The organism is Polymorphospora sp. A560 (genome assembly GCF_045781765.1).
GTDB classification, from domain to species: Bacteria; Actinomycetota; Actinomycetes; order Mycobacteriales; family Micromonosporaceae; genus Polymorphospora; species Polymorphospora lycopeni.
Genome location: NZ_CP122282.1, coordinates 4,466,715 through 4,481,715, shown reverse-complemented (window position 1 = coordinate 4,481,715; position 15,001 = coordinate 4,466,715). Strand labels below are relative to the sequence as shown.

General features: G+C 72.3%; 10 protein-coding genes and 1 riboswitch. Of the genes, 5 read left to right on the top strand and 5 right to left on the bottom strand.

What is annotated here, in order from left to right; all coding sequences use genetic code 11:
• Positions 1–68: 68 nt before the first annotated feature.
• Positions 69–1,958 (top strand): hypothetical protein, encoded by a 1,890-nt coding sequence (locus tag QCD66_RS19985; RefSeq protein ID WP_364206576.1) that lies wholly within the window; start codon positions 69–71, stop codon positions 1,956–1,958.
• A gap of 47 nt (positions 1,959–2,005) precedes the next feature.
• On the opposite strand, the gene QCD66_RS19980 is transcribed toward QCD66_RS19985, so the two are convergent.
• On the bottom strand, positions 2,006–2,869 hold the full coding sequence (locus QCD66_RS19980) for a hypothetical protein (protein ID WP_375735802.1): 864 nt from the start codon (positions 2,867–2,869) through the stop codon (positions 2,006–2,008).
• A gap of 323 nt (positions 2,870–3,192) precedes the next feature.
• Between QCD66_RS19980 and QCD66_RS19975 the strand changes: the two genes are divergently transcribed.
• The gene (locus QCD66_RS19975; RefSeq protein WP_364206572.1) at positions 3,193–4,239 is read left to right on the top strand and encodes a LacI family DNA-binding transcriptional regulator; all 1,047 of its coding nucleotides are present in this window, start codon (positions 3,193–3,195) and stop codon (positions 4,237–4,239) included.
• A 271-nt stretch (positions 4,240–4,510) separates the two neighbouring features.
• Here the strand turns inward: QCD66_RS19975 and QCD66_RS19970 are convergent, their stop codons facing one another.
• The 3 genes from QCD66_RS19970 to QCD66_RS19960 form a co-directional block, all read right to left on the bottom strand.
• Complete coding sequence (locus tag QCD66_RS19970) at positions 4,511–5,809, bottom strand: DUF1996 domain-containing protein (protein ID WP_407566723.1); 1,299 nt, start codon at positions 5,807–5,809, stop codon at positions 4,511–4,513.
• An 88-nt stretch (positions 5,810–5,897) separates the two neighbouring features.
• Positions 5,898–8,075: a discoidin domain-containing protein gene (locus QCD66_RS19965; RefSeq protein ID WP_375735804.1), complete on the bottom strand. Its 2,178-nt coding sequence runs from the start codon at positions 8,073–8,075 to the stop codon at positions 5,898–5,900.
• 196 nt (positions 8,076–8,271) lie between these two features.
• Positions 8,272–9,390, bottom strand: coding sequence for a hypothetical protein (locus QCD66_RS19960; protein WP_375735805.1), 1,119 nt, complete (start codon positions 9,388–9,390; stop codon positions 8,272–8,274).
• A 117-nt stretch (positions 9,391–9,507) separates the two neighbouring features.
• A riboswitch (cobalamin riboswitch) is annotated at positions 9,508–9,741 on the top strand.
• A 128-nt stretch (positions 9,742–9,869) separates the two neighbouring features.
• On the opposite strand from QCD66_RS19960, the gene QCD66_RS19955 reads away from it, so the two are divergent.
• Positions 9,870–12,284 carry a ribonucleoside-diphosphate reductase subunit alpha gene (locus QCD66_RS19955; RefSeq protein ID WP_375735806.1) on the top strand — a complete coding sequence of 805 codons (2,415 nt, stop codon included), beginning with the start codon at positions 9,870–9,872 and terminating at the stop codon, positions 12,282–12,284.
• A gap of 20 nt (positions 12,285–12,304) precedes the next feature.
• Positions 12,305–13,300 carry a ribonucleotide-diphosphate reductase subunit beta gene (locus QCD66_RS19950; protein WP_375735807.1) on the top strand — a complete coding sequence of 332 codons (996 nt, stop codon included), beginning with the start codon at positions 12,305–12,307 and terminating at the stop codon, positions 13,298–13,300.
• 42 nt (positions 13,301–13,342) lie between these two features.
• On the opposite strand, the gene QCD66_RS19945 is transcribed toward QCD66_RS19950, so the two are convergent.
• Positions 13,343–13,927, bottom strand: a complete 585-nt coding sequence (locus QCD66_RS19945; RefSeq protein ID WP_364206562.1) for a sigma-70 family RNA polymerase sigma factor — start codon at positions 13,925–13,927, stop codon at positions 13,343–13,345.
• A gap of 85 nt (positions 13,928–14,012) precedes the next feature.
• On the opposite strand from QCD66_RS19945, the gene QCD66_RS19940 reads away from it, so the two are divergent.
• Positions 14,013–14,804: a zf-HC2 domain-containing protein gene (locus QCD66_RS19940; RefSeq protein WP_375735808.1), complete on the top strand. Its 792-nt coding sequence runs from the start codon at positions 14,013–14,015 to the stop codon at positions 14,802–14,804.
• The last annotated feature ends 197 nt before the right edge of the window (positions 14,805–15,001 follow it).

The window sequence follows — 15,001 nt, the reverse complement described above, 5'->3', positions numbered from 1 at the left end:
CCGACGGGAGGATCACGTTCACCTGGCCGGGAGGACCTGGACAGCCGGCTCCGGTTGGGTCCGGCCTCATGACCGATCCAACCGCGAACGAAACCCTTCCGACGACGGAAAACCCCGCGCCGGGCAGCCTGTCCCGCCGTACGGTGCTCGGCGCGCTCGCCGGCGGCGCCGCGGTGGCGACCGGGGTGGCCGTACCTGCCGCGCCGGCCGTGGCGGCGGCCCCCGGCACGGACCCCGACGACGTACCGGCGCCCCGGCTGGGCGGCCGGCCGCTGCTGTGCGAGCCCTACCTGCTCGACCCGCAGGCGTCCACCGTGTACGTCGTATGGCACACCGAGGAGGCCGGCACCGCACAGGTGGTGCTCGTCGGCGCCGGCGTGACCACCCTCGACGACCAGCAGGCCCTGGACGCCGCCACCGGCAGCCGCCGCAACGGCCCCGGCTGGCGGCGGATCACCGCCACCACGAAGCGGCTGACCCGGACCCGGGAGGACAGCGCCTCGGCGGTGCCCGGCCGCAGCTTCTCGGCGGTCGTCGACCGGCCGGTGCACCGGCAGCTGGCGTTGGTCGACAAGCTGCCCGCCGGCCGTACGCCGTACCGGGTGGTGTCGGTCGACCACGCCGGCCGGGCGACGGTCACCGCCGTCTACACGCTGGCCCCGGTGGCACCCCGCAAGCAGGCGGTGAAGCTGCTGCTGACCAGCGACCACCAGCTCAAGAACATGACCCCGGCCAACCTGGAGAAGGTCGCCGAGACCGTCGGCGTACGCCTCGACGGCGTGCTCGTCGCCGGTGACCTGGTCAACGTGCCGGACCGGGCCAGCGAGTGGTTCGACAGCACCACCGGGCTCGCGTTCTTCGCCGGCCTGACCGGACGGGCCAGCAAGACGCTGCACGGTCGCACCTGGCGCGGCGCGCCGCTGCTCCAGCACACCCCGATCTACCCGGCGATCGGCAACCACGAGGTGATGGGCCGCTGGTCGGACACCGCCGGCCTGGACAGCCAGTTCAACGACCCGCAGCCGCTCGAGGTGGCCCGCCGGAAGTGGCGCGACAGCCGGCCGTCCGGTGTGGACGAGGCGACCTGGCTGGCCGAGCAGTCCTGGGACGTCACCACGTACGAGGAGATGTTCCCGTACCCGAGCAGCCCCAACGGCGGCCAGCGCTGGTGGGCCCGGACGATCGGCGACGTGCACCTGGTCACCCTCTTCGCCACCCAGATCTGGCGCTCGGCGTCGCCGACCGCCCGGGGCAAGTTCCAGGAGGCGCCGGCCGACCTGGAGAACGCGGAGAAGTGGGGCTACGGACAGTTCATCTTCGAGCCGGTCAAGCGCGGCTCGCGGCAGTACAAGTGGCTGGAGCGCGAGCTCGCCTCGCCGGCGGCGCAGCGGGCCCGGTACCGGGTCGTCATGTACCACCACCCGGGGCACGGCCTCGGCGACAACTCCGCGCCGCCGTTCACCGACCCGGTGCAGACCGTCACCCGCGACCCGCTGACCGGCAAGGTCACCGCCGTCACGTACGACTACCCGCTGGCCGACGACCACATCCTGCGCGACCTGGAGCCGCTCTTCTCCGCCAACGGCGTGCACCTGGTCCACAACGGACACTCCCACCTGTGGAACCGGTTCCGCAACGCCGCCGGCGTCAACTGGCTGGAGACCTCCAACGTCGGCAACAGCTACGGCGCGTACGACGTCTCGTCCGGCGCCAGCCGCAACCTGCCCGAGGACCCCGACCACATCCGGCAGGGCGACCCGGGTGGCCTGGCCCCGATCGTGCCGACGGTCGCCCCGCTGACCGACGCCGCCGGCAAGCCCCTGCCGTACGTCGCCAGCAACGACATCACCGTCTTCTCGGTCCTCGACTCGGGGGCGGGCGTGGTGCGGTCGTACCGGTTCGACACCCGTGACCCGGGCTCGGCCGTCGTGCTCTTCGACGAGTTCCCGCTGGCCTGACCCGACGGGGCCGGCGCGGTGGACACCGCGCCGGCCCCGTGCGACGGTCAGCTTGCGCAGATCGCGAACGCGCGGACCTTCCAACTGCCGCTGAAGCCGTCCTCGTCCTCGACCGCGCTCGCGGTCACCGAGGTGGTGTCCGGGGCGTGTGCGGCGGTCAACCGGACCTGTCCGTTCCCGCCGAGGATCTCGGCGCCGATCCCGTGCACCTGCCGACCCGGCGAGCAGGTGACGGTCACCGACTTGCTGGAGACGGAGTCGTAGTCGCTGTCGTCGAGCAGCCGCTCGTAGCCGGCCGGCTGGTTGGCGCACATCGCCCGGGCGTGGATCTGCCAGTTGCCGGCGAACCCGGTGCCGTCCTCGGCACCGGCGACCGTGACACTGCCGGTGTCGATGCGCAGATCCTCCAGCAGCACCTCGCTGTTGCTGGCCCCGATCACCGCGCCGCCGACGCCGAGCGCCACCTTGCCGAGCGGGCAGGGGATGGTGAGCCAGTCCTCGTCGACCGACGTCGGGCTGGAGGTGCCGGAGACCACCTCGAAGCCGGCCGGTGCGGGGGCGCACAGCGCCGTCGCGGTGACCGACCAGGTTTCGTTGGTGCCGGTCTCGTCCTCCCGGCCGGTGACCGAGAATCCGGTGCCGTCGACCAGCGGCAGCATGAAGTCCATGCCCACCTGCTCGGGCACCGCGCCGCCGATCCGGCCACCGCCGCCGAGCACGGTGTCGCCCGGAGCGCAGAAGGCGGTCCGGCTCTTGGCGTCGCTGTTGCGGGGGCCGACCGAGTTGACCCGGTCCAGGCCGGGTACGGCCGCCGCCGGTGCCGCGCCGAGCAGCGGCGTGATCAGTACGGCGGTCGACAGGACCGCGCCGGCGATGATCCGGCGGCGTCCCTGGGTCGTCTCGTGCTGCATCTTGGTCCTGGTTTCCCTTCGTGGTCGCCGGCTGCTCCGAAGTAGACGGTCGAACGCCGGGCGGTGGTGGGGTGCGACCCGGTCAGCCCCGGGCACGACCCAACGTAGAAGACCCCCGCAGGTGCCGACGCCCCCCGCCATGCCACCCGAGCAGCCAAGACGCCAATCGATCTATCTGAATCGCCAACCCGACTGTCGCACTGTCGACATCCCCTTGATCACGGTGATCAGGGACTCCGTCTCGCGTTTCGTCGGCGTGTCGTGCCACGAACTCCCTGATCACGCGGATCTTCGGGGGAGCGGGGTGCTATAGGCTCGATCACATGTCGACCGTGTCCGCGGACGGCGGCCGCCCGCCCACCCTGGAGCAGGTCGCCCGCTACGCCGGCGTGTCCCGGTCCACCGTGTCCCGGGTCATCAACGCGGTGCCGACCGTCGCCCCGGAGATCCGGGAGACCGTCGAGCGGGCCATCGCCGCCACCGGGTACGTCCCCAACCTCGCCGCCCGCTCGCTGGTGACCCGGCGCACCGACTCGGTCGCGATCGTCATCTCCGAGCCCGACCGCACCAGCGGCACCCCGTTCCTCAACCGGATGTTCACCGACCCCTACGTCGGCCGGGTCACCGCCGGCGCCCAGGAGGTGCTGCTGCCGCAGAACATCCACCTCGTCGTCATCCCGGTCGACCCACCGGCCCGGCACCTGGTGCTGCGCTACCTGCGACAGGGGCACGTCGACGGCGTACTGCTGGTCAGCAGTCACATCGACGACCCGATGCCCGGCCTGCTCGACGACCTGGACATCCCGACCGTGCTGTCCGCCCGGCCCGGTCCGCCGGTACGCGCCAGCTACGTCGACGTCGACCAGCGGGCCGGCGCCCACCTGGCCGTCGAGCACCTGGTCGGCCGCGGCCGCCGGCGGCTGGCGACGATCTGCGGGCCGCTGGACATGACCGCCGGCCAGGAACGGCTCGCCGGCTTCCGCGCGGCCCTGCTCGGGTACGGGCAGCCGGACCCGCCGGTCGTCGAGGCCGACTTCACCCGGGCCGGTGGCGAGGCGGCGGCCCGACGGCTGCTGGCGACCCACGCGGACGTCGACGGCCTGTTCGTCGCCAACGACCTGATGGCCGAGGGCGCGGTACGGGTGCTACGGGAACTCGGCCGGCGGGTGCCCGACGACGTCGCGGTCGTCGGCTTCGACGACAGTTCGGCGGCGGCGGAGGCGCACCCGGCGCTGACCACGATCCGGCAGCCGGTGGAGGAGATGGCCGCCGAGATGGCCCGCCTGTTGCTGGCCCGGATCCGTGACCCGCGCCGCCTGTCCCGCGCGATCCTGTTCCACCCCACCCTGGTGATCCGCGCCTCCACCTGACCCGCCCTCACCCGCGTCCCGCCCGCGCGTCGTCCGCCCGCGCGCCGCCCGCCCTGCGCGCCGCGCCCCCGTCGCGCGCTGCCCCCCGCGCAGCCGCCCGCGCCCCGCGATCATGGGATCAATGCCGCAAATTGGGGCGCGATCTTGGCAACAACTCCTTGATCAACGCGGCCGGCGGCCACCCCCCGCCCCGGGCAGTCCCGGGGGCAGGGCAGGGCCGCGCCCGTGCCCTCGGCGTGGGCACGGGCGCGGCGGCTTGGGGCGACCGGGGTCAGGGGCGGCCGTTCACCCCGCACTTGATGATCGGGCGGATGCAGTCGTTGACCCGGCGGGCCATCTCCGCCTCCGGCCAGGCGTTGAAGAAGTCGCCGTGCATGGTGTAGCCGGGTCCGGACGCCAGCCGGAACCGGGCCGGGTCGCCGTTGACCGGATAGCGCAGTACCTGGCGCAGTTTCGGCACCGGGACCGGGTGGCTGGCCGGGCAGGCGCCGGCGACCGGATAGGCCATGTGGCTCTTGTGGTCGGGCGAGTCGAGGTCGCGGCCGTTCCAGCACTGTGGGAAGTCCAGATAGGACTCCAGCATGGTGCCGGTCGGGCAGTTGACGAAGTTCGTCGACGCCCCGACGTGACCGGCGTGCAGGCACGACCAGCGGGCGATGGTGTTGTCGCCGGGACCGGTGGCCCGGGCGTTGCCGGCGACGATCCGCAGGCCCAGCGGCAGCGGCTGGGTGCGGGCGATGATGTCGTCGCGTACGCCCTCACCGAGGTAGTAGAAGGTGGTGCCGGTCGGTTCCACCGGCACGTTGTCCACGTACAGGGTCGGTACCCAGTACGACGACACGTCGATGCTGGGCGAGCAGGTGCTGGTACTGCCGAGCAGGTCGTCGAGGTCGGTGTGGGCGTTGGTGACCCGGCTGCCGAAGAAGCTGTGCATGTGCGAGGCGCCGGGCAGTCCGGGGAAGATGATCGGGTCGTCGGGCAGCCGGTGGCTGTACGGGCACTCGGCGAGGAACTCGGCGACGCGGACGATCGGGCCGCCGGGCGGCGGGGTGCTCGGCGGTGGGGTGCCGCCGCCGGTGCCGTACACCTGGAATTCCCACAGCGAGACGCCGTACGGGGTGGCGCGGGCGGTGGTGTGGACGCGGACGTACCGGCCGGTGCCGGAGACGGCGAGGTCCTGGACCCCGCCGTTGCCGTTGGTGGTGGTGTGGACGGTGGTCCAGTTGGTCGCGTCGGTGGAGGTCTGGACGGTGAAGGCGCGGGCGTACGCGCTCTCCCAGCGCAGGACCACCCGGTTGACGGTGGCGGTCCCGCCGAGGTCGACGCGTATCCACTGTGGATCGGCGAACCCGCTGGACCAGCGGGTGCCGTTGTCGCCGTCGACGGCCGCGGCGGCGGGCGTGCCGCCGTTCTCCGTCGACGACGCGGTGGCCGACCGCCCCTGCGAGAGCAGGGTGTCGGCGGCGCCGGCCGGTAGGGCGGTGCCGGTCAGGTAGCCGGCCAGCAGGACGAACAGCGCGCCGGTGGCGGCCGCCCTCCTGGTCCGGATCTTGCGGGGTGCCCGTCGCATGGTTGCCTCCTTGGCGTCGATGGCATACGAGGGGGCTTGTGCATCCGGTGGCCGGTGGCCGGACGCGTCCGGCCACCGGCCACCGCCGTCACTGGTAGACGCGGACGTAGTCGACGTACATCCGGGACGGGAACGGCGTCGTGCCGTCGACCGGTCCGGGGAAGTCACCGCCCACGGCCAGGTTGAGGATGATGTAGAAGGGGTGGTCGTAGACCCACGGGCCGCGGGTCGACTCGACGGTGTCCTTGCTGGCGTAGAAGACGGTCTGGCCGTCGACCTTGAAGGTGATGCCGCGGCTGTCCCACTCGGCCGACCACACGTGGTAGTCGTTGGCGAAGTCGACGCCGCCGGGTGCCGGATACTTCAGGCCGTAGCCGCCGGCGCCGTTGTACTGCGGGGCGTGCAGCGTCGAGTAGCCCTCCAGGGTGTTGCGGCCGAGCACCTCCATGATGTCGATCTCGCCGTTGTACGGCCACGGCCGGCCGGTGAGGAAGTCGGCGCCCATCATCCAGAACGCCGGCCACAGGCCGTTGCCCTTGGGCACCTTGACCCGGGCCTCGATGCGGCCGTACTGGACGTGGAACTTGTTGCCGGTGTTCATCCGGTGCGAGGTGTACTCGCGCCCGCCGGCGCTCTGCCGCCGGGCCTCCAGCACCAGCGAGCCGGTGCCGTCCATCGACACGTTGTCGTTGTTGGTGTAGTACTGCAACTCGTTGTTCTGGCCGGTGCCCGGGTCGATCGTCCACTTCGTCGGGTCGGGCTTGCTGCCGGCCGGACCGTTGAACTCGTCGCTCCACACCAGACGCGTCGCCGGGAAGACCGGGTCCGGCGGCATCGGTGGCGGGGCGACCGGGTTGCCGCCGGTGCCGTACACCCGGAACTCGTAGAGCGAGTAGCCGTACGGGGTGGCCCGCGCGGTGCCGTACATCCGCACGTAGCGGCCGGTGCCGGTGGTGTTGATGGTCTCCTTGAAGCCCCGGCCGCTGGTCGTCGAGTAGATCGTGGTCCAGGTGGTCGCGTTCGGCGAGACCTGGATCTGGTACGACGTCGCGTAGGCCGGGTCCCACTGGAGCACGACCTGGGTGATGGTGGCGGTCGCGCCGAGGTCGACGTAGATCCAGCCGGGGTCGACCCAGCCGGTGGTGGAACTGGTCGCCCAGCGGGTCGCCGGGTCGTTGTCGAAGGCCCGGGCCGGCACACACTCGTAGCAGTTGACGTCGCTCTGGTCGGAGGAGGCGACGGCGGGCTTCTGGTACGACAACAGCCGGCTGCCGCCCGGCGGGGGAGTGGTCGGCGGCGGCGTCGTGGGTGGCGGGGTGGTCGGCGGCGGGGTGCCGGTGGTGCCGGTGCGGATCTGGAACTCCCACAGCGAGTAGCCGTACGGGGTGGCCCGGGTGGTGCCGTGCACCCGGACGAACCGCCCCGACCCGGTGACGGTGAGGTTCTGCACGCCGCCGGTGCCGTTCGTCGTGGTGTGGACGGTGGTCCAGGTGTTGCCGTCGGCGGAGGTCTGGATCGTGAAGGCGACGCCGTACGCCGCCTCCCAGTTCAGGGTCACGCCGCAGATCGCCTGGGTGCTGCCGAGGTCGACGCGCAGCCACTGCGGGTCGGCGGCGGCGCTGGACCAGCGGGTGCCGGTGTTGCCGTCGACGGCCGCGCTGGCCGGGTAGGCGCCGGACTCGACCGAGGAGGCGAGTGCCGGGCGGCCCTGGGCGGCGTTGGTGGTGCCGCAGCCGCCGGGTGCGCTGCCGCCGTACACCTGGAACTCGAACAGCGACACGCCCCAGGCGGTGGCCCGCCTCGTGGTGTGCAGCCGTACGTAGCGGGCGGTGCCGGCCACGGTCAGGCTCTGGTCGCCGCCGGTGCCGCCGACGGTGGTGTGTGCCGTGGTCCAGGAGGAGCCGTCGGTCGACAGTTGGATGGTGAAGTCGCTGGCGTACGCGGTCTCCCAGCGCAGCGCGACCCGGCTGACCGCGACCGGTGAGCCGAGGTCGACGCGTAGCCACTGCGGGTCGGCGGCGGCGCTGGACCAGCGGGTGCCGTTGTCGCCGTCGACGGCGGCGGAGGCCGGGAACGCGATCGACTCGGTCGACGACGCGGTGACCGGCCGGCCCTGCGAGAGCAGGATCTCCGCCGCGCTGGCGGTCACTGTGGTGGCCACGACGTATCCGCCGAGCAGGGCGACGAGGGCGGCGCCCAGGGCGCCGAGGCGTAGCCAGGTGGGGCGGGCGGGCCATCGGCCGGTCGGGGGCGGGGTGGGACGCATGGCAGCTCCTCTTCGACAGGGCGTGGTGTGTCGACCCGGTTACCAACCGATGACGACCGCATGAGAGAGCGCTCTCTTAATCGGACACTCTGAACCGTGTTTCGAGGTATGTCAATGCCTAGTCAACGCTCGGGGAGCGCTCCCCGACAAGATCAACTATGCTGACGGCCGGTTCCCGGCGCCGGGCGGGGTGGTTTCAGGAGCCGTCGGGCAGCGCGGCCGCGTCGCGGGTGGCGTACGGGGCACGGTCGGCCGCCACCAGCAGCACCCCGATCGTCAGCCCGGTCGCCGACCCGACGGCCGCGTACAGCGAGTCGGTGTCGGCCGAGTTGACCGGGACACTGCCGGCGAGCGCGGTCGGCAGGGTCGCGATCGGCGTACCGAACATCAGCAGGAACAGCCAGAACATCGTCAGCACCGGATAGCCGATGGCCAGGAGGATGATCGTCGCGCCCTGCGCGTCCCACGCGGGCCGGCCGGCGGGCCAGCGCGCGGACAGCAGCGAGAGCCCGGCCAGCAGCACCACCCCGAGCAGCAGCGACGGACCCAGCCGCTCGTACGGCTCGACCAGCCGGATCCAGGCCGCACCGGCCGCGCCGAGCGCCAGCACGGCCGTGGCCGGCGCCAGCCGGCGGAGCAGGTGGTTCGGGATGGCCCGGTCGGCCGCCACGGTGCCGACACCGGCCGGTGCCGTCAGGACACCGGCGGCGAGCGCCGAACCGACCGTCAGCACGAGCAGTGTCCCGCTGACCGTGAGCGCGGCCGGCGTGAGCGCCGGCTCGGTGTCGGTCGGGGATTCGATGAGCGCCGCCAGCGGTGTCAGGGCCACGCCGACCGCGGCGGCGACGACCAGCGCCCGGCGGTCGGGACGGCGGGACCGTCGCCCGGTCGCCGCGACCGTGCCCACGGCCAGGCAACCGAGCACCGCCAGCGCGGTGGCCGCCGGCCAGCCGGCCAGGTCGGAGCGGTCCAGCGCCACGTCGGCGCCGATCCAGAGCAGGCCGGCGGTGACACCGGTCCGGGTGGCCCGCCGATCCCCACGAGCGGCCAGGACCAGCCCGAGTATGACCGCGACGATGGCCATGAAGCGCAGGTCGCGCACCCAGTAGGTGTTGTTCTCCGCGTACGCGTCCGGGCCGCTCGGCTCGGTGAGCGGCTGCAACACCGCCAGCCCGACCGCCCAGCCGACCGCTGCCGCGGCGGCGGCCACGATGCCGGCCAGCGACACGGCGCCCGCCGGCGACACGATGCCGGACCGGCGTGGGGCCTCGGTCGGGGGCGGGGGTTCGGACCCGCGTCGCCATCCTGCGCGCACGCGTGGACCGTACCGCACCGCGGTCGGTTCCGGGGCGCCCCCCGGCTCGGTCGTTTCGTGTCTCACGCGACACGCCGCGCCTAGATGTTGGGTGTGACTTTTGCGGGTCCCCTATATATGGTGTCCCCCGTAGCTGGTTCGGCCGCCCGTCCGGGGCGGTCGAGGCAAGAGGGAACCCGGTGCGAGTCCGGGACTGCCCCGCAGCGGTGAGTGGGAACGACAGCCGTCAGAAGCACTGGGCGCCACCCGGCCACGAGCCGGGCCGCCTGGGAAGCGACGGCCGGTAGGCGAACGCGGAGACTCCGCGCCGGCCCACGAGTCCGAAGACCTGCCAGCACACCGCGCACGCCCGTGCGCGGTGGTCCGAGGCCGCGCGGGACGGCCGACGCCATCGTGATCCTCGCCGGCCCGGCGGGGCCGTCGGTGTCGTCCGCGCGCCGCCATCCGGACCCCTGGACCGAAGTCGCGAGGAGAGTGTTGTGACGGTCACCGAGGTCGCCCCGGCACCGGCGGACGCCGGAGCGCCCGCTGCCAGGCGGACCCAGATGCAGGTGCGCAAACGTAACGGCTCGACCGAGCCGGTCGACGTCAACAAGATCGTCCGGGCCGTCGACCGGTGGGCCGACGACCTCGCCGACGTCGACCCGCTGCGGGTCGCGACCAGGACGATCAGCGGCCTGTACGACGGCGCCACCACCGCCGAACTCGACCGGCTGTCGATCCAGATCGCCGCCGAGATGATCGGCGAGGAACCGCAGTACTCGCGTCTCGCCGCCCGGCTGCTCGGCGCCTACGTCGACAAGGAGGTACGCGGCCAGGGCATCGCCTCGTTCAGCCAGGCGATCCGGCTCGGCCACGCCGAGGGGCTGATCGGCGACGAGACCGCCGAGTTCGTCCGGATCAACGCCCGCAAGCTCGACGACGCCATCGACCCCGACGGGCACCTGCGGTTCGAGTACTTCGGACTGCGCACCGTCTACGACCGCTACCTGCTGCGGCACCCGACCAGCCGGCTGGTCGTGGAGACCCCGCAGTACTGGCTGCTGCGGGTCGCCTGCGGACTGTCCACCAACCCGGCCGAGGCGATCGCCTTCTACCGGCTGATGTCGTCGCTGGCCTACCTGCCCAGCTCGCCGACGCTGTTCAACTCCGGCACCCGGCACACCCAGATGTCGTCGTGCTATCTCGTCGACTCGCCGCGCGACGAACTCGGCTCCATCTACGAGCGCTACGCCCAGGTCGCGCACCTGTCGAAGTTCGCCGGCGGGATCGGCATCTCGTGGTCCCGGGTCCGCTCGCGGGGAGCGCTGATCCGGGGCACCAACGGCAAGTCCAACGGCATCGTCCCGTTCCTGCGTACCCTGGACGCCTCGGTCGCCGCGGTCAACCAGGGTGGCCGACGCAAGGGCGCCGCCTGCGTCTACCTCGAACCGTGGCACCCCGACATCGAGGAGTTCCTCGAGCTGCGCGACAACACCGGCGAGGACGCCCGCCGTACCCACAACCTGAACCTCGCCAACTGGATCCCCGACGAGTTCATGCGCCGGGTCGAGGCCGACGGGGTCTGGTCGCTCTTCGACCCCGACGAGGTACCGGAACTGCCCGACCTGTGGGGCGAGGAGTTCGACGCCGCCTACCGCGCCGCCGAGGCCGACGGCCGCCACGTGCGCCAGGTCAAGGCCCGCGACCTGTACGGCCGGATGATGCGCACCCTCGCCCAGACCGGCAACGGCTGGATGACCTTCAAGGACGCCGCCAACCGGCTGTGCAACCAGACCGCCGAACCCGGCAACGTGGTGCACCTGTCCAACCTGTGCACCGAGATCATCGAGGTCTCCAGCGACACCGAGACCGCCGTGTGCAACCTCGGCTCGGTCAACCTGGCCGCCCACGTCGCCGGCGACGACATGGACTGGCCGAAGCTGCGCGCCACCGTACGCACCGCGGTCACCTTCCTCGACCGGGTCATCGACATCAACTACTACCCGAGCCCGGCGGCGGCGGCGAGCAACCCCCGCTGGCGCCCGGTCGGCCTCGGCGTCATGGGCCTGCAGGACGTCTTCTTCGCGCTCCGGCTGCCGTTCGACGCGCCCGCCGCCCGGGAACTGTCCACCCGGATCGCCGAGGAGATCTACCTGACCGCCCTGGAGACCTCCGCCGACCTCGCCGAGCGCGCCGGCCCGCACCCGGCGTACGGCCAGACCCGCGCCGCCCGCGGCGACCTCCAGCCCGACCTGTGGGGGGTCACCCCGACCCAGACCGACCGCTGGGCCGCGCTTCGCGAGCGCGTCTCCCGCTACGGCCTGCGCAACTCGCTGCTCGTCGCGATCGCCCCGACGGCCACCATCGCCTCGATCGCCGGCTGCTACGAGTGCGTCGAGCCGCAGGTCTCCAACCTGTTCAAGCGCGAGACGCTGTCCGGCGAGTTCCTCCAGATCAACACCGCGCTCGTCGGTGAGCTGAAGGCCCGGGGGCTGTGGACCGAGCCGGTCCGGGCGGCGATCCGCCGCGCCGAGGGCTCCGTGCAGGGCATCGCCGAACTGCCCGGGGACGTCCGCGAACTCTTCCGCACCGCCTGGGAGCTGCCGCAGCGGGCGCTGATCGACCTCGCCGCCGAGCGGTCGCCGTACATCGACCAGAGTCAGTCACTGAACCTGTTCATGAGCGCACCCAGCATCGGCAAGCTCAGCTCGATGTACCTCTACGCCTGGAAGTCCGGGCTGAAGACGACGTACTACCTGCGGTCGCGACCGGCGACCCGGATCCAGCAGGCGACCGTCGCGGTCACCCGCCCGGACGCCGCCATCCCGGCGCCGGCCGTGATCGTGCCGCCCGTCGACGAGGCGCTCGCCTGCTCCCTGGAGAACCCCGAGTCCTGCGAGGCCTGCCAGTGACCACCGAAACCCGTACCCCGATGCTGCTCGACCCGGGCATGGACCTGACCCTGCGACCGATGCGCTACCCGCACTTCTTCGACCGGTACCGCGACGCGATCAAGAACACCTGGACCGTCGAGGAGGTCGACCTGCACTCCGACCTCGCCGACCTGGCCAAGCTGTCGCCGGCCGAACGGCACCTGGTGAGCCGGCTCGTCGCGTTCTTCGCCACCGGCGACACGATCGTCGCCAACAACCTGGTGATCAACCTCTACCAGCACGTCAACTCCCCGGAGGGCCGGCTCTACCTGTCCCGGCAGCTATTCGAGGAGGCGGTGCACGTCCAGTTCTACCTGAACCTGCTCGACACGTACGTGCCCGACGACGAGGAGCGGTTCGCCGCGTTCGCCGCCATCGAGAACATCCCGTCGATCCGGCGCAAGGCCGAGTTCTGCTTCCGCTGGATCGACTCGATCTTCGAGCTGCGTGAGCTGCGGACCCGGGAGGACCGGCGGGCGTTCCTGCTCAACCTGATCTGCTTCGCCGCCTGCATCGAGGGCCTGTTCTTCTACGGCGCCTTCGCGTACGTCTACTTCCTGCGCTCGCGCGGCCTGCTCAACGGCCTGGCCTCCGGCACCAACTGGGTGTTCCGCGACGAGTCGATGCACATGGCGTTCGCGTTCGACGTGGTCGAGACCGTACGCCGCGAGGAACCCGATCTGTTCGACGACGACCTCGCCGAACAGGTCCGGCGGATGCTCGCCGAGGCGGTCGAGTGCGAGGTGCAGTTCGCCGAGGATCTCCTCGACGGCGGGGTGTCCGGGCTGTCGCTGCCGGACATGCGCGAGTATCTCCAGCACGTCGCCGACCGGCGGCTGGCCCAGCTCGACATCGCCCCGCTCTACGGCTCGTCGAACCCGTTCGCGTTCATGGAGTTGCAGGACGTGCAGGAGCTGTCGAACTTCTTCGAGCGGCGGGTGTCGGCGTATCAGGTCGGGGTGACCGGCGCCGTCACCTTCGACGACGACTTCTAGCCAGCCGTCGCCGGTCGCGCCCCCGGGTGCGGCCGGCGACGGCTAGCCGGAGGCGCGCAGGTGGCGGCCGTCGCGGCGGCGCTCCTGGACCAGGGTGACGAGGTCTTCCCGGGCCCGGGCGACCCGCGACCTGATCGTCCCGACCGGGCAGCCGCAGACCTCGGCCGCCTCGGCGTAGCTCAGCCCGGCGACCTGGGTGGCGACGAACGCCTCGCGCCGGTCGGCGGGCAGCGCGTCGAGCAGGTCACGCAGCACGATCTCGTCCTCGAACCGGTGCGGGGCGCTGCGGGCCAGGGTCGCCTCGGCGGCGTGCTCCCAGTTCTCCAGGGCGGCGACGCGCGGCCGTACGGTGACCGCCCGGACGTGGTCGACGGCGACCCGGCGGGCGATCGCCAGCAGCCAGGTCTTCGCCGACGACCGGCCGGCGAAACGGGGCAGCGACCTCATGGCCCGCAGATAGGTCTCCTGCGCCAGGTCCTCGGCCTCGGAGGCGTCGGTGAGGTGGCCCAGGAAACGGATCACCTGTTGCTGGGTGGCCTGGATGAACGACGACGCGGCGGCCCGGTCACCGCGGCCGGCGGCCAGCGCCCATCGGGTGATCTCGTCGTCGCTGTCCGGCGTCTGCATGGGGAAAGGCTAGCCCCCTGATCCGCGCTCCGGACAGGTGTACCCCGGATGGAACCGGCGTGCGGTGCCGTCCGACTATGGGGTGATGGGGTGCGATGAGTGTCGCGAGGCGCTGTCAGCCGGCCTGGATGGCGAGGACGGTCCGGTCGAGCGGGGGGCAGCTGACGCACATTTGGACATTTGTCCGCAGTGTCGGGAATGGTACGACAATGCGGCATTGGTGACACGGCTGACCCGTACCAGCACGGTGCCGGTCACGTTCCAGGTCGACGACGCGGTGCTGGCCGCCCTGCCGGCGCGCCGTACGGCGCGCGCCGCCCTCGGACACCTGCTGGCCCGGGCGGGCCGGCCGGCGGCGGTGCCGCTGCGGGTCGTGCTCGGCGTGCTCGGGCTGGCCCAGTTCCTGCTCGGGGCCGCCCAGATCGGCGGGCTCACCGCGACCGGCCACCTGCACGGCGTAACCGGCGTCGAAGGGGCCAACCACCTGTGGCACGAGTCGGCGGCCTGGAACGTCGCCCTGGGCGCCGGGTTCGCGTGGATCGCCCTGCGCCGGGTACGGCCCACCGGCATCCTGCCCACCCTGACCGCGTTCGTGGTCGTACTGACCCTGCTCACCACCGACGACCTGATCGGCGGCCGGGTCGAGTTCACCCGGGTGCTCAGCCACAGCCTGATCGTGCTCGGCTTCCTCGTCGTGCTGGCCCTGTCGCGGGTGCTGCCGGACCCGGCCACGCCACCGGTGCGCCGCCCGGACCGTGGCCGCTGGCGGGCCACCTTCGACGACGTCGCCGAGCCGGCCGAACCGGCACCCGGCCTGCGGATCGTACGTTCGGTCTCGTCCGCCCAGGTCACCGCCGACACCCGCCGCGCCGCCTGACCGGACGCCCGCCCGAGGCGCCACTCGCCGACTGCGACCTGACGTCGTACGAGGATGCGCTGCCGACCCTCGCCCGGGACATCGCGGCCTGCTGGCGGGCGGTCCTGGCCCAGCGCTACCCCGGCCGTGCGATCCAGGTCGAGATCGCGGACGGCCCGGCCGTCACCTTCTGGACGGCGGCACCGCAGGCCTGACGG